The 17881-nt window shown below is 68.1% G+C and carries 18 protein-coding genes; 9 read left to right on the forward strand and 9 right to left on the reverse strand.

Going from position 1 to position 17881, the window contains the following annotated elements; translation table 11 throughout:
- Nucleotides 1-17: 17 nt before the first annotated feature.
- The 4 genes from ACSFA5_RS21305 to ACSFA5_RS21320 all read right to left on the reverse strand — a co-directional run bounded on the left by ACSFA5_RS21305 (nucleotide 18) and on the right by ACSFA5_RS21320 (nucleotide 3979).
- The gene (locus ACSFA5_RS21305; RefSeq protein WP_435446036.1) at nucleotides 18-1070 is read right to left on the reverse strand and encodes a BMP family ABC transporter substrate-binding protein; all 1053 of its coding nucleotides are present in this window, start codon (nucleotides 1068-1070) and stop codon (nucleotides 18-20) included.
- Between the two features lie 68 nt (nucleotides 1071-1138).
- Nucleotides 1139-1459, reverse strand: coding sequence for an NIPSNAP family protein (locus tag ACSFA5_RS21310; protein WP_435446037.1), 321 nt, complete (start codon nucleotides 1457-1459; stop codon nucleotides 1139-1141).
- Nucleotides 1460-1487: 28 nt separating this feature from the next.
- On the reverse strand, nucleotides 1488-3149 hold the full coding sequence (locus tag ACSFA5_RS21315) for a GMC family oxidoreductase (RefSeq protein WP_435446038.1): 1662 nt from the start codon (nucleotides 3147-3149) through the stop codon (nucleotides 1488-1490).
- Nucleotides 3128-3979, reverse strand: a complete 852-nt coding sequence (locus ACSFA5_RS21320) for a uracil-DNA glycosylase family protein (protein WP_435446039.1) — start codon at nucleotides 3977-3979, stop codon at nucleotides 3128-3130. Before ACSFA5_RS21320 ends, ACSFA5_RS21315 begins: the two co-directional genes overlap by 22 nt.
- A gap of 155 nt (nucleotides 3980-4134) precedes the next feature.
- On the opposite strand from ACSFA5_RS21320, the gene ACSFA5_RS21325 reads away from it, so the two are divergent.
- Together ACSFA5_RS21325 and ACSFA5_RS21330 are read left to right on the forward strand one after the other, a co-directional pair.
- A complete protein-coding gene (locus tag ACSFA5_RS21325) occupies nucleotides 4135-4788 on the forward strand; it encodes a TetR/AcrR family transcriptional regulator (RefSeq protein ID WP_435446040.1) in 654 nt (217 codons plus the stop codon).
- Between the two features lie 162 nt (nucleotides 4789-4950).
- Nucleotides 4951-5331, forward strand: a complete 381-nt coding sequence (locus ACSFA5_RS21330) for a helicase SNF2 (RefSeq protein WP_435446041.1) — start codon at nucleotides 4951-4953, stop codon at nucleotides 5329-5331.
- Nucleotides 5332-5453: 122 nt separating this feature from the next.
- On the opposite strand, the gene ACSFA5_RS21335 is transcribed toward ACSFA5_RS21330, so the two are convergent.
- The gene (locus ACSFA5_RS21335) at nucleotides 5454-5843 is read right to left on the reverse strand and encodes a DUF427 domain-containing protein (protein ID WP_435446042.1); all 390 of its coding nucleotides are present in this window, start codon (nucleotides 5841-5843) and stop codon (nucleotides 5454-5456) included.
- Nucleotides 5844-5967: 124 nt separating this feature from the next.
- Nucleotides 5968-6849: a class I SAM-dependent methyltransferase gene (locus ACSFA5_RS21340; RefSeq protein ID WP_435446043.1), complete on the reverse strand. Its 882-nt coding sequence runs from the start codon at nucleotides 6847-6849 to the stop codon at nucleotides 5968-5970.
- A gap of 104 nt (nucleotides 6850-6953) precedes the next feature.
- Here ACSFA5_RS21340 and ACSFA5_RS21345 point away from each other — a divergent pair, with 104 nt between their 5' ends.
- Entirely contained in the window at nucleotides 6954-7922 is a 969-nt protein-coding gene (locus ACSFA5_RS21345) for a Bug family tripartite tricarboxylate transporter substrate binding protein (protein ID WP_435446563.1), read from the forward strand.
- A gap of 26 nt (nucleotides 7923-7948) precedes the next feature.
- Here the strand turns inward: ACSFA5_RS21345 and ACSFA5_RS21350 are convergent, their stop codons facing one another.
- Nucleotides 7949-8878, reverse strand: a complete 930-nt coding sequence (locus tag ACSFA5_RS21350; protein ID WP_435446044.1) for a LysR family transcriptional regulator — start codon at nucleotides 8876-8878, stop codon at nucleotides 7949-7951.
- 82 nt (nucleotides 8879-8960) lie between these two features.
- Here ACSFA5_RS21350 and ACSFA5_RS21355 point away from each other — a divergent pair, with 82 nt between their 5' ends.
- The 4 genes from ACSFA5_RS21355 to ACSFA5_RS21370 all read left to right on the forward strand — a co-directional run bounded on the left by ACSFA5_RS21355 (nucleotide 8961) and on the right by ACSFA5_RS21370 (nucleotide 12729).
- Entirely contained in the window at nucleotides 8961-10352 is a 1392-nt protein-coding gene (locus tag ACSFA5_RS21355; protein ID WP_435446045.1) for an acyclic terpene utilization AtuA family protein, read from the forward strand.
- Complete coding sequence (locus ACSFA5_RS21360; RefSeq protein ID WP_435446046.1) at nucleotides 10349-10717, forward strand: AtuA-related protein; 369 nt, start codon at nucleotides 10349-10351, stop codon at nucleotides 10715-10717. Before ACSFA5_RS21355 ends, ACSFA5_RS21360 begins: the two co-directional genes overlap by 4 nt.
- Before the next feature lie 53 nt (nucleotides 10718-10770).
- On the forward strand, nucleotides 10771-11736 hold the full coding sequence (locus ACSFA5_RS21365) for a Bug family tripartite tricarboxylate transporter substrate binding protein (RefSeq protein ID WP_435446047.1): 966 nt from the start codon (nucleotides 10771-10773) through the stop codon (nucleotides 11734-11736).
- Between the two features lie 150 nt (nucleotides 11737-11886).
- On the forward strand, nucleotides 11887-12729 hold the full coding sequence (locus ACSFA5_RS21370) for a dienelactone hydrolase family protein (protein ID WP_435446048.1): 843 nt from the start codon (nucleotides 11887-11889) through the stop codon (nucleotides 12727-12729).
- A gap of 63 nt (nucleotides 12730-12792) precedes the next feature.
- Here the strand turns inward: ACSFA5_RS21370 and ACSFA5_RS21375 are convergent, their stop codons facing one another.
- Complete coding sequence (locus ACSFA5_RS21375; protein WP_435446049.1) at nucleotides 12793-14019, reverse strand: PQQ-dependent sugar dehydrogenase; 1227 nt, start codon at nucleotides 14017-14019, stop codon at nucleotides 12793-12795.
- A gap of 345 nt (nucleotides 14020-14364) precedes the next feature.
- Between ACSFA5_RS21375 and ACSFA5_RS21380 the strand changes: the two genes are divergently transcribed.
- Nucleotides 14365-15354 carry an OmpA family protein gene (locus ACSFA5_RS21380; RefSeq protein WP_435446050.1) on the forward strand — a complete coding sequence of 330 codons (990 nt, stop codon included), beginning with the start codon at nucleotides 14365-14367 and terminating at the stop codon, nucleotides 15352-15354.
- Nucleotides 15355-15381: 27 nt separating this feature from the next.
- Here ACSFA5_RS21380 and ACSFA5_RS21385 read toward each other — a convergent pair whose 3' ends face one another.
- Nucleotides 15382-15876: an Lrp/AsnC family transcriptional regulator gene (locus tag ACSFA5_RS21385; protein ID WP_435446051.1), complete on the reverse strand. Its 495-nt coding sequence runs from the start codon at nucleotides 15874-15876 to the stop codon at nucleotides 15382-15384.
- Between the two features lie 65 nt (nucleotides 15877-15941).
- On the opposite strand from ACSFA5_RS21385, the gene ilvB reads away from it, so the two are divergent.
- The gene (ilvB, locus tag ACSFA5_RS21390) at nucleotides 15942-17735 is read left to right on the forward strand and encodes a biosynthetic-type acetolactate synthase large subunit (RefSeq protein WP_435446052.1); all 1794 of its coding nucleotides are present in this window, start codon (nucleotides 15942-15944) and stop codon (nucleotides 17733-17735) included.
- The last annotated feature ends 146 nt before the right edge of the window (nucleotides 17736-17881 follow it).

The raw sequence follows: 17881 nt of genomic DNA on the forward strand, positions 1-17881 counted from the left end.
CGCGAACGTCGAAAGGGTCAGAGCACGGTGTTGAACGCGACCTTGAGGGAGCCGTTCAGGATGGCCGCCTGCGTGGTGCGAATCTCGGCCATCACCTGCTCGGCCTTGGCGGCCACGGCCTTGTCGCCTTCCTTCTGGAAAACGGGCGAGAGTTCGAGACCCACCACGCCGGTGCCCAGCCCGGTGTTCAGGTGCGCGCCGCCCTTGCCGGTCTTCAGGATCTTCGATGCTTCGTCGTACAGCGACTTGCCGAAGTGCAGGCTGACGATGGAAACGAGCGACTTCGGGCCTTGCGGGTACTGCGCCGGGTCGAGGCAGCTCACCAGGCGCCCGGGCTTGTCGTTGGCCGCGGCGATGATGCCCGCGTCGGTGGCTGCCGCGTCGGTCTGGATGAAGTCGATGCCGCCGTTGAACATCTGCGTGGCAATTTCGCGGCCCTTGACCGGGTCTTGGAACGAGCCCGCGAAGGCGACCGTGACGGCCGCGTTCTTGCGCACCGACAGCACGCCGGCCTTGAAGGCGTTGTAGTCGGCGTTGAGCGGCGGAATCGACATGCCGCCGATGAAACCGATCTTGCCCGTGGTCGACATGCGCCCCGCGAAAATGCCGGCCAGGTAGGTGCCCAGGTAGTAGTCGTAGGACACGGTGGTCACGTTGGCGAGGGAGGGCTTCATTTCGTCGCCGAACAGTTGCAGCCACTGCGTCTTCGGGTACTTGGGCGCCAGCGCCTTGAAGGGCTCGCTCACCTCGTTGAAGGTCGACACGATGACGGCCGCGCCCGCGTCGGCCAGTGTGCGAAAAATGGTCTCGTAGGTCGACGGGTCCTTCGCGTAGATGGCGCGGGTCTGCATGCCCGTTTCCTTGCCCAGCGCCTTGAGGCGCGCGATCATTGCGTCGACCGCGCTGGCGTCGCCCGCGGCCTGCGTGTGCACCAGCGCGATGAGGCCGCCCTTGGCATTGGCGATCAACGGATACAGGGCGCTGGCCATGGCGACGCCGCCCATGCCGGCGACGGCCTTGAGGATCTGCCGGCGAGCGGGCCTGGCGCTGGAGGGTGCGTGGTGTGTCATGCGGATATCTCTGGGGTTGAGGAAAGGGCGAAGGAAAGAACGAGCGAGCGGCAAGTGGGCAAGCGAACTCAGGGCGTGGGCGAGCTGGGCGCGGGGTTCATGATCATCACGTCCTGGCTCTGGATGGCGTCCAGCGCCCACACGCTCTTGATGAACGACTGCCAGTCGGGGTCCGCATACATTGCGGCGCGTCGCGCCTCGCGGTCGGACAGGCTGTCGTAGGCCCACATCAGCACCGAGGTGTGCAGCCGGCCGATCTCGGAGATGTACAGGCCCACGAAGCGGTTCAGGTGGCGCTTCTGCACGGGCAGGCCTTCGCTTTCGTACTTCTCGCGCCATTGCTCGATGGTGCCGGGGCGGAAGGTGTAGAGGCGGTGTTCGACGATCATGAAATGCTCCGTGGTCTTGTGCCGGGTGTCACTGCCCGGCCAGGATGAATTCGGCGCACTTCTCGCCGATCATGATGGCCGGGGCATTGGTGTTGCCGCTCGAGATGACCGGCATGATGGAAGCGTCGGCCACGCGCAGGTTGGCAATGCCGTGCACCTTGAGCCGGTGGTCCACCACGGCCATGGCGTCATTGCCCATCTTGCAGGTGCCCACCGGGTGGAAGGTGGTCATGGCGGTGGCGCGCAGCCAGGCGACGAGGTCTTCGTCGCTCTGCTTCTCGGGGCCGGGCGCGAGTTCCTTGCCGCGGTAGGCATCGAACGCGGGCTGCGCGATGACCTGGCGCGTGGCGCGGATGGCGTCGACCATGGTCTGGCGGTCGAACTCGGTGTCCAGGTAGTTGGGCTGGATCAGCGGGGCATCGGTCGGACGGCCCGAGCGCAGGCGGATGCGGCCCTTGCTGCTCGGGTTGACCGGGCCCACGCGCAGCGTGAAGCCGTGCTTGGCCTCCACCGTCGATTTCTTGAACGGGTTGGGAAAATACAGGTTGGCCGTTTTCTCCAGCGCGGGCATGAAGTGCAATTGCACGTCGGGGTGATCGAGCTCGGGCCGGGTCTTGATGAAGGCACCGGCTTCGTACGGAAAGGTGGTGGTGATGCCTTCGCCGAACAGCATGCCGCGCACCACCGAGAACGCGATCTTGTCGGCGCGCAGGTCCTTGTAGAGCGAAACGGGCTGCTTGCACTCGTACGACATGACGCAGTCGACGTGGTCCTGCAGGTTGCCGCCCACGCCGGGCAATGCCTTGAGCACGGGAATGTCGTGCCTGGCCAGTTCTTCCTGCGGGCCGATGCCCGAGAGCATCAGCAGGTGCGGCGAGCCGACCACGCCCGCGCAAAGAATCACCTCCTTGCGGGCGCGCACGGTGCGCATCTGGCCGAGCACGTCGCAGGCCACGCCCACGGCGCGGCCTTTCTCTACCAGCACCTTGTGCGTGAGCGCGCGGGTCACGACCTCGAGGTTGCTGCGCTTCAATGCCGGGCGCAGGAACGCGAAGGACGTGGACCAGCGCTTGCCTTGCTTGATGGTGAAGTCGTAGCGCCCGAAGCCCAGCTGGCTGGCGCCGTTGAAGTCGTCGTTCAGCGGGTAGCCGGCCTGCTGGCCCGCCAGGCAGAACACGTCGAGCAATGCGTTCCAGCCGCGCGCGCGGCAGACCGTGAGTTCGCCCTTGGCGTTGTGGAACACGCCGTCGCGCTGGATGTGGCCCTCGGAGCGCTTGAAGGCGGGCAGCACGTCCTTGTAAGACCAGCCCAGGTTGCCCATGGCGGCCCAGCCGTCGTAGTCCTGCTTGCCGCCGCGCACGTAGATCATGCCGTTGATGGTCGAGGTGCCGCCGAGCACCTTGCCGCGCGGCCAGTAGATCTTGCGGCCGTTGAGGTTGGGCTCGGGCTCGGAGTGGAAGTGCCAGTTGTAGATGCCCGACTGGAACAGCTTGCCCATGAGCATCGGCAGGCGGAAGAGGGGGTTCGAGTCTTTGCCGCCGGCCTCCAGCAGCAGCACGCGGGTGGCGGGGCGGGCGCTGAGCCGGGCGGCGAGCGCGCAGCCCGCGGAACCGGCGCCCACGATGATGTAGTCGTAGTCGTTCTTGTCGTTCATGGGGTTGCTGGCCGTCACCAGGGAATGGGGTCGCACGCCATCTCGGCGAGATGGGCGTTGCACAGGGCGAAGGGGTTGGGCAGGCCCAGCACCGCCTCCGCGTAGGCGGGGTGTTCGCGCAGGATGCAGGCAACGTTGCCGTCCCGGCCCTGCGCGATGCCGGCCGCCTGGAACGCATCGACGGCAGAGACGCCGAAGCCCATGAACACCACCGGCTCGCCGCGCTTTCGCAGGTACGACAGCACGGCCTGGATGAGCGGCTTCCACACCACCAGGTGGCCGCGCGACTGGTGCGGGTCGATGCCCACCTGGAAGCGGCTGAGCGTGAAGGAGGTGTTGAGCAGCAGCACGCCGCTGTCGATCCAGCGGTCGCTCAGCGTGGCGGGCGTCTCGAAGGGCAGCGCGCCCGATTCGATCGCCCGCAGCGTGCGCGGCCAGTTGGCGAAGCTGCCGCCGTAGCCTGCGTCGCCGGTGCGTGCCTCGGCCAGCATCTGCACCCAGGCGCGGATGCTGCGGGTGAACATCTTGTCGAGCTCGCGCCACTCGGCCACGTTGCCCACCTCGAAGGCGCGGCCGGTGGCGATGTCGATCGACGGATACGGGTCCTGCCCCAGCACCACGCAGCGCACCTGCGCGGGCGGCACGCTGTCGAAGGCCTTGAGCATGTGCGCGCCCTTGGGGCTGCCGGCCAGCTGCCGGCCCTTGCGCGCCGGAAAGATCGGCTCCCACGCCTGCAGTTCGAGCGCCGCGTCGACGCCCTCGAAATCGAGTGTCACATCGCCCAGCGCGGCCCGCCAAGCATCAGGCAGGTCGTCGGGCCAGTTCGCCAGTGTTTCTTGCAGTGCGGTGCGCAGGGCTTGGGGCATGGGTTACATTCAAACTTCAAAAAAGCTGACCAGTTCGTCAGGAAATTCTAAGGAATAAATTGACGAGTTGGTCAGAATTTTTTTGGTGCCCGCCCGTGCTCCATTTCGGGGCGCCCTCTAGAATTTGAGCCCGCTCACCAGCGACACCATTGCCCATGCGCGACACAAAAACTCCCCGATCCCCCCTGCCGGAAAACCCCGCGGATCGGGAGATCAGGGCGGCCAACAAACGCAAGATCCTCAAGGCCGCCAGCGAGGTGTTCGCTGCCAAGGGCTTCGACGGCGCGCGCATCGCCGAGATCGCCACCGTCGCGGGCCTGCCCAAGGCCAACGTCTACTACTACTACGCCACCAAGGAAGAGCTCTACAGCGCCACCTTCGCGCCGCTGCTGGAAGAGTGGGACAGCGCGCTGCAGATCCTGCAGGTCGACACCGAGCCCGCCGTGGCCTTGCGTGCCTATGTGCAGGCCAAGCTCAAGCTGGGCCGCAAGAACCCGCTGGAGGCGCGCCTGTTCGCCAACGAGGTGGTGCGCGGCGGTGCGTTCCTGTCGGCGGCCGACCGTGCGCACATCGCGAAGAGCACCGCCGCCAGCATCGAGGTGTTCGAGGCCTGGATGGCCGCCAAGAAGATCCGCAAGATCGACCCGCGGCACTTTCTCTTCATGCTGTGGGCCGCGACCCAGTTCTATGCCGACTACGAGCCCATCGTGAATGCCGTGCTGCAGGTGAAGAAGCTCACCTCCGCGCACTACGACCAGGCGCTGGAAAGCATCGTGGGCACGGTGCTCGGCGGCGTGCTGATCGACTGACCGATCGCGGTCTCGGCGCGCCGCGATTGTTTCCGTCACATGAACACCGCGGTTCTTTTTCACCAGGGTTTTCCCCAGGGTATCGGCGCACAATTCTTCCCATGGACCAGCCCTTCAGCTGATCCAGGGAACCAAAACCGAAACCAATTGAAGGAAATCCAAATGACCGCCTCGAAGCTCCTCTCCGCCATCGCCATCGCTCTTCTGGCCGCCGCCGGTGCCGCCCACGCCGAAAGCTACGACGGCGTGCATCAACTGACCTCGGCCGTCAGCCGCGCCGACGTCGCCAGCCAGGCTGTGGTGGCCGCGCACCGCGCGAACCCCTACGCCGACGGCGCCAACCAGGGCCCGGTGCAACTGATTGCCTCGACCACCAGCCGCGCGGCCGTCCGCGCCGAAGCCGTGGCCGCCGCACACAGCGACAACCCGTACGCAGAAGGCGTGAGCTCGCGTGTGGCCCCGGTGCTGGCCAGCGGCATCGACCGCTCCACCGTGCGTGCCGCCGCCCGTGCCGCTGCACGCGGTGACGCACTGCCGCTGTAATCGACCGAACGACGTTGCCTTGCCGCTGGCGAGGGCACACGCACAAAAGCCGGACCCTGCGAAAGCGGGGCCCGGCTTTTTGTTGTCCGAGGGTGGGGTGGGTAGGAAGAGGGGGCGGCCGCCTACACGACGCGCTCTTCGATCGGCCCGACGCGGTCTGCGTAGAACGCCACGTGGTCCTTGATCTGCGCGACGTGCTCATACGGTGTTTCGTAGGTCCACACCGCATTCACCGAGCGCTCGCCGCCGGCCGGAATGCTGTAGTAGGCGGCTTCGCCCTTGTAGGGGCAGTAGGTCGCGTGCGACGTGCGCTCCAGCAGCGACATGCGCACGTCCTTGCGCGGGATGTAGTGCACGGTGCCGAAGTGCGCCTCGCGCAGCGTCAGCGCGTCGCGCGTGTCGGCAATGACGTGGCCGTCGACCGACACCACCACGCGAAGCGGGTTCTTCGCAATGGCGATCGGGTGGTCCGGGCCGGGGGTCTTGATGGTGCGTTCGGGGGTGGCGAACATGGGCTTGCTCCTTCTCTCGGTCTGGGTGACGCAGGAATCGGCGGATGCGCATCTTGCCGCGATGCCGCGCCGGTTTGAAGCCCCCCGAAAATCGGCCTGCTCTCAGCGTGGTTAAAGCCCTGGGCTATTTGCCGGACCCGCGAGGCTTGACGAACTTCAGCGTCATCCGGTCCGACTCGCCGATCGCCAGGTACTTCGCCCGGTCGGCCTCGCCGCCGCGCAGCGTGGGCGGCAGCGACCACACGCCCTTCGCATGGTCTTTGGTGTCGCGCGGGTTGGCGTTGACCTCGCTGCTGCCCGCGAATTCGAAGCCTGCCGCCTTCGCGCGCTCGATCACCAGCTCTTGCGGCACGTAGCCGTTCGCGATCACGCGGGCAAGGGGGGTGCCCGGCGCAGCGCGGTGCTCTTCCACGCCCAGCACGCCGCCGGGCTTGAGCACGTCGAAGAAGGCGCGCAGGCTCTCGTCGAAGTGCCCGTCCTCGATCCAGTTGTGGATGTTGCGGAATGTCAGCACCGCATCGGCGCCGCCGGGCGGGCGGATGTCCGTGAAGGCTGCGGTGGGCAGCGTGCCGAGCACGACGCGGCCATACACCTTCGGCTCGCGCGCGAGCTTGTCGCGAAAGGCGGCGCGTGCACGCTGCTGGCCGGGCGTGCCGCCGGCCGGTTCGTGGGCGGCATACAGGCGTCCGTGGTCGTGCAGGTAAGGCGCGAGGATCTCGGTGTACCAGCCGCCGCCGGGCGCAATTTCGATGACCGTCGCGTCGGGGCGGATGCCGAAGAAGGCCAGCGTTTCGAGCGGGTGCCGCGCGCCGTCGCGGGCCCGGTTGGCGGGGCTGCGCTGCGGGCCGTCGACCGCCGCCCGCAAGGCTTCGACGGCTTTGGGCGGCAAGCTGGCGGCGTTGACCGCCTGGGCTTTTGCGAGTCCGGCGGTGCCCGCCAGCGGCAGCAGCGCGGCGGCGGCCACGAGGCCGCGGCGCCGCGGGGAAAACAGGTTGGAAGAGGTCATCGCCGGATCATGCGGGAATCGGCCTCCGCCTGCCGGCAAGGGCGATGCGGGCGCATTCGGTGATAAAACTTCGCGCGATCCTGCCCCGCCACCGAATGACCGAAGTGAAGAAGAACAAGCTCGCCACTTTCCTGCTCGCCAGCCTGCTGGCCGTCGGCGCCTGGGCGCAGGACTGGCCGGGCAAGCCCGTGCGCATCGTCGTCCCCGCGCCTGCCGGCAGCTCGCTCGACCTCATCGCGCGCACCCTGGCCGACCGCCTGCGCGTGATGTGGAAGCAGCCCGTGGTCATCGAGACCAAGGCCGGCGCGGGCGGCCTGATCGGCATGGACGCGGTGGCCAAGGCGCCGCACGACGGCTACACGCTGGGCATCGGCTTCAACGGGCCGATCGCCTTCGGCCCCTACATGTACGCGCGCATGCCCTATGCGCCGGCGCACGACCTGGTGCCCATCGTGCTCACGACCTCGCAGCCCAACGTGCTGGCTGTGCAGGCGAACAACCCGGCGAACACGCTGGCGGAATTCGTCGAGTGGGCGAAGAAGCGGGGCAACCGGTTCAGCTATGCGTCGGTGGGCGCGGGCAGCTCGTCGCACCTCACGATGGAGCTGTTTCGCAGCGTGGCGCACATCGAGGCCGTGCACGTGCCGTACGCGGGCTCGCCGCCCGCGGGCCTGTCGCTGGCCGCGGGCGACACGCAGGCGCTGTTCACGGTGGCGCCTGCGCTGTTGCCGCTGATCCAGGGGCAGCGCGTGAAGCTCATCGCGGTGACCAGCGCGCGGCGCTCCGAACTCATGAAAGACCTGCCCACGGTGGCGGAGGCTGGCTATCCGGGTTTCGAGTCGCTCGCGTGGAACGGCTTCTTCACCGCCAGCGGCACGCCGGGCGAGGTGGTGCGCCGCATCAACGCCGACGTCAACACCGTGCTGCGCGAGCCGGCCGTGCGCGAGCTGTTGGCCAACCAGGGGCTGGTGGCGGGCGGTGGCTCGCCCGAGGAATTCGCGGCCTTCATCGACAGCGAAGGGCGCAAGTGGGGCGCGATCATTGCAAGGGTGGGCATTCGGCTCGACCAGTGAGCCGGCACGGCCGTTTGGCGGCTGCCTCAGTCCAGCTTCAATGACCCAAGCCGCTGCACGATCAGGTCGTGCAGCGTCTGCGCCGCCACCGACAGGCTGCCCTCGCGCCGTTGCACCAGGTACAGCGTGCGCGTGAGGGCCGCCACCGGCAGCGGCCTGGTCACCAGCGTCTCGCGCTGGAAGTGGAACAGCGTGAGAGCCGGCACCACGCTCACGCCCAGCCCCGCCTCGACCAGCCCCATGACGGTGGCCAGGTGCTCCACCTCGAACACCGCGTTCAGCCGCTGCGGATGCAGGGCGACGTCGAGCGCCTGCCGCACGCTGCTGTTGCGCGCCATCTGGATGAAGGGGCAGGGCGCGATCTTCTTCACCGTGAGGCGCGGCTCCTGCGCCAGCGGATGGTCGGCGCGGCACACCAAATGAAATCGGTCGCTGCACAGCTTGCGCGCGCGCAGGTCGCTGCCCGCCGCGCCCCCCGCGCCTGCACCCGAAGCCGCGAGCGCAAAGTCGGCCTGGCCGCTGCGCACCAGCGCGATGCAGGCGTCGGACAGCGCATCGTCCAGGTCGATGCGAATGCCGGGCCAGGCCTGCATGAACTCCGCGAACACCGCCGGCAGCCAACCCGCCGCGAGCGAGGGCAGGGCGGCCACGCGCACGCGGCCCTTGCGGCGCTCCACGTGGTCGGCCAGGTCGCTCATGGCACTGCCCATGTCGTCCAGCAGCCGGCGCGCCGAGCCTTCGAACAGCTGGCCTTCCGGCGTGAGCTGCACGCTGCGCGTGTCGCGGTCGAACAGGCGCGTGCCCACCGCGTCTTCGAGCGTGCGAATGAGCGCGCTGAACGCCGGTTGCGACAGGTGGCTGGCCTGCGCCGCGCGCGTGAAGTTGCGGTGCTCGGCCAGCGCAAGAAAGGCGCGCAGCTGGCGCGTGGACAGGTCGGGCGTCTTTCTGGCGGTCATGGACGGGTCATTTGAAAAGCGGATCAATCGATCTGAATTTTCGATTTTACGGATGACGGGGCGCTGCCTACAGTGCACGCCAATGAACGCTACAGAAACGCCCCCGCTGTTGATCGGTTGCGCCGCCGGCTTCTCTGGCGATCGCACCGACGCCGCGGGGCCCGTGGTCGACACGCTGATCGCGCGGCTGGCCGGCGGTCCCGAAGGCCGGCGCGCCTTCCTGATCTTCGAGACGTTGGCCGAGCGCACGCTGGCGCTGGCCCAGCTGCGCCGCCGCGCCGACCCCGACGCGGGCTACGAGCCGCTGCTCGACGACATGCTGCGGCCGGTGCTGGTGCGCTGCCTGGCGCACGACATCCGCATCGTGAGCAACTTCGGCGCGGCCAACCCGCGTGCGGCTGCGCGGCACATCGCCCGCATGGCACGCGAACTGGGCGTGGGCGTGCCACGCATTGCGGTGGTGGAGGGCGACGACCTGTCGGGCCCCGAGCACCGCGCGTTGCTGAACGAAGCGCTGGGCGCGCAGATGCAAGGGCTGCGCGTGGTCAGCGCCAACGCCTACATCGGCGCCGAGCCCATAGCCGCCGCGCTCGACGCGGGCGCGCAGATCGTGGTGTGCGGCCGCGTGGCCGACCCTTCGCTCACCGTGGGGCCGGCCATGTCGCACTTCGGCTGGCGCGCCGACGACTGGGACCGCCTGGGCCGCGCCACCATGGCCGGCCACCTGCTCGAATGCGGCGCGCAGGTGTGCGGCGGCTACTTTGCCGACCCCGGCTACAAGGACGTGCCGGGGCTCGAAAACGTGGGCTTCCCCATCGCCGAGATCGATGCCGACGGCCGCTGCACCATCGGCAAGGCCGACGCCACCGGCGGCCTCGTGAGCGAAGCGACCGTGAAGGAGCAACTGCTCTACGAGGTGCACGACCCCGCCGCCTACCTGACGCCCGACGTGGTGGCCGACATCGCCGATGCCGAAGTGCGCGCGCTGCCGGGCGCCGACCGCGTCGAACTTTCCGGCGTGCGCGGCCATGAACGGCCCGGTCGCTACAAGGTCAACGTCTGCCACGAAGGCGGCTGGCTGGCCGAGGGCGAAATCTCTTATGCAGGGCCGCGCGCCGAAGCGCGTGCGCGGCTCGCGGCCGACGTGCTGAAAAAACGCCTGCCGGGGCTCGCGCTGCGCGTGGACCTGATAGGCGCGCTCAGCATCCTCGGCGACGACGCCGGCCGCGCGCTGGCCGACACGCCCGACGCCGGCCTGCGCGACGTGCGCCTGCGCGTCGCCGCCACGCACACCGATCGCGCGCAGGCCGAGCGCCTGGCGCGCGAAGTCATGGCGCTCTACACCTGCGGCCCCGCGGGCGGCGGCGGTGTGCGCACCGCGCTCACGCCGCGGCTCAACACGCTGTCGTGCCTGCTGCCGCGCGATGCCATTCCGGTTCGTTTCGAACTGCTGAACGCGGAGGCCCTCGCATGAACACCACCGAACAAGACATGGTCGAAGTGCCCCTGTACCGCGCCGCCCATGGCCGCACGGGCGACAAGGGCGACCGCTCGAACATCAGCGTCATCGCCTGGCATGCGGACCTGTTCGACCTGCTGGTCGCGCAGCTCACGCCCGAGCGCGTGGCCGCGCAGTTTCGCCACCGCGCGCCCTCGCAGGTGCAGCGCTTCGTGCTGCCCAAATTGCACGCGATGAACTTCGTGCTCGACGCCGTGCTCGACGGCGGCGTGAACGATGCGTTGAACCTCGATGCGCATGGCAAGGCGCTGTCTTTCCTGCTGCTCGACATGCCTGTTCGCGTGCCGCGCGCGCTCGTGCCTTTGCTGGCCGGGCCGTAGCGACACCCGTTTCTTTTTTATTCCACTCACCCATTCCATCCGGAGACAAAACAATGAAACGATTTCCCCTTGCCGCGCTGACCGTCGCGCTCGCCCTGGTGCCGCTGCTGGGCCATGCGCAGGCCTTTCCCGAGAAGGCCATCACCTTCGTCGTGCCCTTTGCGGCCGGCACCGCCACCGACCAGATCGCGCGTGCGCTCGGCAACCAGATCGCCACCGAGACCAAGCAGGCCGTCATCATCGACAACAAGGCCGGCGCCAGCGGCTTCATCGCCTCGCAGGCCGTGGCCAAGGCGCCCGCCGACGGCTACACGGTGCTCATCACCACCAACACCACGCACGCAGCCAACGAGCACCTGTTCAAGAAGCTGCCCTACGACCCGGTGAAAGACTTTTCGCCCGTCGCCGCCTTGGGCAAGGGCGGGCAGATCATGGTGGTGAACCCCGCGTTCCCCGCGAAGAGCGTGGCCGAGTTCATCGCGCTGGCGAAGAAAGACCCGGGCAAGTACAGCTTCGGCAGCGGCAGTTCGTCCAGCCGCATGGCGGGCGAGTTGCTGCAGCAGATGGCCGGCATCAAGCTGCTGCACGTGCCCTACAAGAGCAACACGCTGGCCGTGACCGACCTGCTGGGCAGCCAGATCAACATGATGATCACCGACACCGCCACCGGCCTGCCGCAGGTGAAGGCGGGCAAGCTGCGCGCGCTGGGCATTTCCAGCGCCGCGCGCTCGCCGTTGGCGCCCGACGTGCCCACCATTTCCGAGGCCGGCGTGAAGGGCTACGAAATGGGCTACTGGTTCGCGGCCTATGCACCCGCGAAGACGCCGCCCGCCGTGGTCAAGCGGCTGAACGAACTGCTGGTGAAGGCTGCGAAGAGCGAAGCCGCGAAGACCGGCTTCTACGAGCCGACCGGCACCGAGGTGTTCACGACCTCGCCGGAGGAACTGGGCAAGTTCCAGACCGCCGAGTCGCAGAAGTGGGGGCGGATCGTGAAGGCTGCGGGCATCGAGGCGGAGTAAGCCGATCGTGACTGCCGGCCCGTTCGGTGCTGTGGCACGAGCGGCGGCATCGGACTCGGGGCATCCGGGAAAACACGTGCCTGCTTGCTGGCCGTGCCGATTCGTGGCACAAGCTGACGTTCGACGTAACCCCAATGAGGTAAACCCATCGTGTGTGATCTGAACGACCAGGAAGAGCTCAAGAAGTACACCCGCCGCGACTTCGGTACGTGGGCCGCATCCGCCGGCCTGCTGACCGCGCTGCCCAGCGTGGCCGACGCCGCGGCCGTGGCCGAGCGCGAGGTGACCATCACCACCGCGGACGGCAGCTGCGACGCTTACTTTGTCGCACCCACATCGGGCCCGGCACCCGGCGTGCTGGTGTGGCCCGACGTGTTCGGCCTTCGCCCGGCCTTCAGGCAAATGGGCCGGCGGCTGGCCGAATCGGGCTACAGCGTGCTGGTGGTGAACCCCTTCTACAGGCAGAAGAAGGCGCCCACCGCGGCGCAGGGCGGCCAGACGCCCATCGCCGAAGTGATGCCGCTGATGCAGGCCCTGACGCCGGCCATGCACCTGAGCGACGGAAAAGCCTTCGTGGCCTGGCTCGATGCCCAGCGCGAGGTGGACAAGGCGCGCAAGCTGGGTACCACCGGCTATTGCATGGGCGGCCCGATTGCGGTGCGCACCGCCTTCGTGGCGCCCGGCCGCGTGGGCGCGGTCGGAACCTTCCACGGCGCCGCCATGGTGACCGCGGCGCCCGACAGCCCCCATCGCCTGGTGGCCCAGACGCAGGCGCGCTATCTGATTGCGGTGGCGGAGAACGACGACACCAAAGACCCCGAAGCCAAGGTCACGCTGCGCGCCGCGTTCGACAGCGCCAAGCTTTCGGCCGAGGTGGAGGTGTACCCGGCAGCCCACGGCTGGTGCCCGCCCGACACACAGGTCTACAACGCTGCCCAGTCCGAACGCGCCTGGACGCGCCTGCTGGCGACGTTCAGCACGGCGCTGGCCTGATCGCAGCAATTCCACGCGCCACCACGTTGGCGTGTTGAACTCGATGCGATCACTTCGGCGTGGTTACTTCGGCGTGAGCCGATACAACCCGCCCTCGTGGTCGTCCTCGATCAACCACAGCGCGCCGTCCGGCGCCTGCTCGACGCCGCGAACGCGAAAGCCGACCGTCCAGTGCTCTGCCGGCGTCGCGCTCGCGCCGTGCACCTCGATGCGGTGCAGGGCACGGCTGACGAGGCCGGTCGCGAACGCCGAGCCTTTCCACTTCGGAAACATCGCGCCGCTGTAGAACATCAGGTTGCCGGGCGCGAGCACAGGCGTCCAGTAGATCACCGGCCTGGCGAGGTCGGGGCGCGTGTCGGGGCTCGCAATGGGCACACCGTCGTAGTTCACCGCATAGGACACGAGCGGCCAGCCGTAGTTCTTGCCCGGCTCGATCAGGTTGAGTTCGTCGCCGCCGCGCGGCCCATGCTCGAGCTCCCAAAGGCGGCCGTCCGGCGCAAACGCCAGGCCGTAGGGCGTGCGATGCCCCGAGGTCCATGTCTCGGACGGCGTCAGGTTGGGGCCGTCGAAAACATGGGTGCGCACGACCGGCGCGGTCCTGGCGGCCTCCGTGTCTCTTGGCGGATCGATCACCGGCACCGACCGTGCGCCGGTCTTGCCCTCCATCGGGTTGCCGGGTGCGGGCTTGCCGTCCAGGGTCAGTCGCAGGATCTTGCCGGCCGGTTGGTTCGGGTCTTGGGCGGGGGTGAAGCGCTGCCGGTCACCGACCGTGAGGAAGAGAAATTTCTGGTCGGGCGAAAAGGCCACGGCAGCGCCGACCTGGCCCCCCTTGCCCTTGATCGGGTCGTGCCAGACGACCTTCAGTTCTTCCAGCGAGGCGGTGCCGGCGCCGATCTTGAGCGTCGCGCGGGCGAGCGCCAGGCTCGAGGTGCCCGGGTCCTGTCCGGGCTCCGAATAGGTCAGGTAGATCGCCCCGTCGCTCGAATAGGACGGGGCCACGTACACGCCGAGCAAGCCGTTCTGGTTTTGGGACAGCACGGGCGGCACGCCAGCGACTTCGAGCTTCTGTCCGGCTTGGGTCGTGAGGTAGAGCTTGCCGATTTTCTCTGTGACCAGCATGCGTCCGTCCGGCAGGAAGGCGATGCGCCATGGCAGATCGAACTGCGCGACCTTCGTGAGCTTGAACGCAGGCGATGGGGTGGGGGGCAGCGTTCCGGCGTTGATCTGCGCAACCACGGGCGCTGCACCGAGGAGCAGCCAAGGAAGGAGTCCGAATTTCTGGAGTTGCATGCTTCGCTCGTCAGTGGGCAGTCCGAAGAGTATCCGGCGACTGTAAAAGCAGTGCCAGCATCAACTCTCCGGCCCCCAATTGCCCGCGCACAGCTGAAACAGCTCCGCCGCCTCCCGCGCCAGATCCGCCGCAATCCAGAGCATGTTCTACAGATGCGTCGGCCCGTCGCCAGCAGTCCATTCGATCCCCTCGCCACGGCAGCACCACAGCAGCGATCTCAACTGCTCCAGTTTGTGCGCGGTTCAGGCCACAGCACCCGCAACGGCATAGACCATCCGTCGAATGCCCGGCAGCCGACGCCCGCCCTAGCATCCGACACGTTGCCGCTCTCCCCGACGTCTCCGATGAAAAAGCTCGTCTTCTTCGCTGCCACAGCCTTGCTTTGCCTGGGCGCACTCGCCGCCGAACCCGCCAAGGACCACCCCCTGGTCGGCCGCTACGAAGGCGCGGTGCTCGACGGCTACAAGGCCGCCGCCTACGACGAGGTCGGCCTCATCAAGGAGCCCTTCCAGAACTGGGCCGGCGGCAAGCCCGACCTGCTGCAGGTCGAAGGCAAGGTCACGCTCTACCTTTACAAGCTGCCCAAGGAGCGCTCGCTGCTCGAGGTGCAGCGCAACTACGAGTCCAGCCTGAAGGCCAAGGGCTTCGAGGTGCTGTTCACCTGCGGCACGGCCAACGCGTCGTGCTACAAGCCGCGCCCCAACAGCGTGGACACCAACACGCCCTACGACTTTGCGCTGGCCTTCGACAACCCCGAGTGGCCGCGCCTGGGCAGCCGTGGCGACTACGCGCGCAACTACTTCGGGGTGAGCGGGCGCTACCTGCTCGCGAAGAAGGCCGGGCCCACGGGCACCGTGTACGCCAGCATCGCGCTGGCCGAGCACAACCCCGACGTCGGCAACCACGCCTTCGTGCGGGTGGTCGAGACCAAGGCGATGGAAGACAACCGAATCGTGTTCGTCGACGCCACGGCCATGCAGAAGAGCCTGGCCGAGACGGGGCGCGTGAACCTCTACGGCATCCTGTTCGACCTGGACAAGGACACCATCAAGCCCGAGTCGCAACCCACGCTCGACGAGATGACCAGGCTCATGCGCGGCAACCCGCCGCTCAAGCTGTCGGTGGTGGGGCACACCGATGCGCAGGGCGAGGCGAAGCACAACGACGACCTGTCCAGGCGCCGCGCGCTGGCCGTGATCGCGGTGCTGGTGAAGGCGGGGGTGGACCCGCGCCGCTTCACCACGCGCGGTGCGGGTGCGTCGGAGCCGGTGGCGCCGAACGACAACGAGGCGGGGCGTGCGAAGAACCGTCGCGTGGAGCTGGTAAGGCTTTGATGCGCGTCCCGCGCGTTGGCGCCACCTTCAAGTGATGGGCACGCTGGCTTCCTTCAGCACGCGCAGCACGAAGTGCGACTTGCTGTGCCGGATGCCCGGAATCTTGTAGAGCTTTTCGCGCAGCAGCCGCTCGTAGTCGCGCGTGTCGCGCACGGCGATGCGGATGTAGTAGTCGTAGTCGCCCGACACCAGGTAGGCCTCCTGGATCTCGGGAATGGTGGCCAGCGTGCGGCCGAAGTCGTACAGGGTTTCGTCGGTGTGGCTCTCCAGCGTGACCTGCACGATCACCGAGTCGTGGTAGCCGAGCTTGGCCGGATCGATGTCGACCGTGTAGCGCTTGATGACGCCAGTGGCCTCCAGCTTCTTGATGCGCGTCCAGCAGCTGGTCGGCGACAGGCCGACCTCGTTTCCGATGTCCTGCAGCGTCTTGCGCGAGTCGAGCAGCAGCACCCGCAGGATCGCCAGATCGGTCTTGTCGAAAGATCCTTCGCCGTCACCGATGGTTTGCCGATTGTTTTTCATGAATCGCGCTCAAAGAGCCAAAAGAAAGATGCTTATTTTGCGCTGAAACCGGAAGAATCGACGGCATGCGACTGCTCGACCTACCCCTTACGCCCACCCTGTCCCTCCACACCGAGGCGCCAGCCCGCATCCGCAACGGCGCCGAAGCCTTGCTCGACACGCTGGTCGAGTGCGGCGTGGACACCCTCTTCGGCTACCCCGGCGGTGCCGCGCTGCCGCTGTACGACGCGCTGCACGGCGAGCCGCGGCTGCGCCATGTGCTGGTGCGCCACGAGCAGGCGGCGGTGCATGCGGCCGAAGGCTATGCGCGCAGCACCGGCCGCGTGGGCGTGGTGCTGGTCACCTCGGGGCCGGGCGTGGGCAACACCATCACCGGTCTGCTCGACGCCATGAGCGACTCGGTGCCGGTGCTGTGCATCAGCGGGCAGGTGGCCACCGCCGTCATCGGCACGCAGGCCTTCCAGGAGAGCGATGCGCTGGGCATGTCGCGCTCGGTGACCAAGTGGAACAAGCAGGTGCGCTCGGCCGACGAGGTGCCTGCGCTGGTGCGCCGCGCGCTGGAGATCGCCACCACCGGCCGCCCGGGCCCGGTGCTGCTCGACGTGCCGAAAGACATCCAGCTCGACCGCCTGGGCCGCAAGACCGAGGCCGCCCCGTCGCGGCCCTTGCGCCCCTTGCGCACCCACCGCGCGCCGCTGCCGCCCAAGGCCATGATGCAGCGCGCCGCCGACCTGCTCTCGACCGCGCGCCGCCCGGTGATCTACGGCGGCGGCGGGCTGGTGAACTCGGGGCCCGCTGCGTGCGAGGCCTTTGCCCGGCTCGTGAACCTGCTGCATGCGCCGTGCACGCTCACGCTGATGGGGCTGGGCGCGTTCCCCGCGTCCGACCCGAAGTTCGTCGGCATGCTGGGCATGCACGGCATGCTCGAGGCCAACCTGGCCATGCACGAGGCCGACCTCGTGGTGTGCGTGGGCGCGCGCTTCGACGACCGCGTGACCGGCAAGCTCGACGAGTTCTGCCCGCACGCCCGCAAGATCCACATCGACATCGACCCCGGCAGCATCAACAAGGTGGTGCAGGTCGACGTGCCGATGGTGGGCGACTGCGGCGTTGTGCTCGAAGGCCTGCTGGAACTGCTGCCCGAGCATTTCGCGCCCCAGCGGCTCGCGCCGTGGTGGGCGCGCATCGAGCGCTGGCGCGCCGAAGACTGCCTGGCCTTCGCGCCGCGTGAAGACGCCATCCTTCCGCAGCAGTTGATGTCGACCCTGCAGCGCGCCATCGAGGCGGGCGGGCGCGACACGATCGTCTCGACCGACGTGGGCCAGCACCAGATGTGGGCCGCGCAGTACCTGCGCTTCGACAGCCCGCGCCACTGGCTCACCTCGGGCGGGGCGGGGACCATGGGCTACGGCCTGCCGGCCGCCATCGGCGCGCAGATCGGCCACCCGCAGGCGCTGGCGGTGTGCGTGAGCGGCGACGCGTCGGTGCTCATGAACATCCAGGAGCTGTCGACGGCCGTGCAGCACCGCGCGGCGGTGAAGCTGGTGCTGTGCAACAACGGCTACATGGGCATGGTGCGCCAGTGGCAGGAGCTGAACCACGGCAACCGCCTGAGCCACAGCTGGAACGAGGCGCTGCCCGACTTCGTGGCGCTGGCCAAGGCGTTCGGCTGGGGCGCGCGGCGGGTGAGCGACCCGGCCGAGTTGCAAGCCGCGCTGGACGAATGCCTGGCGAGCGACGGGCCGTTCTTTCTCGACGTGCAGGTCGCGGCGCAGGAAAACTGCTTTCCGATGATGCCGTCGGGGCACGGGCACCACCGGGTGATGCTGGCGAAGGACCGGTGGTACGAGGAGGCCTGAGATTTGTTTGCGTTGTCCCCTCTCCTGCCTGCGGGAGAGGGCGGCATGCAGCGTGGCGAGGCCGGCCTCGATGCAAGGCTTGGGCGTTTACATGGCGCTGTCAGCGTGCGGCCCGCGCGCGGCCAGCGAACGGCAGCGTCGAAGGT

The sequence above is a fragment of the Variovorax monticola genome (assembly GCF_051216855.1).
Classification (GTDB): Bacteria; Pseudomonadota; Gammaproteobacteria; order Burkholderiales; family Burkholderiaceae_C; genus Variovorax.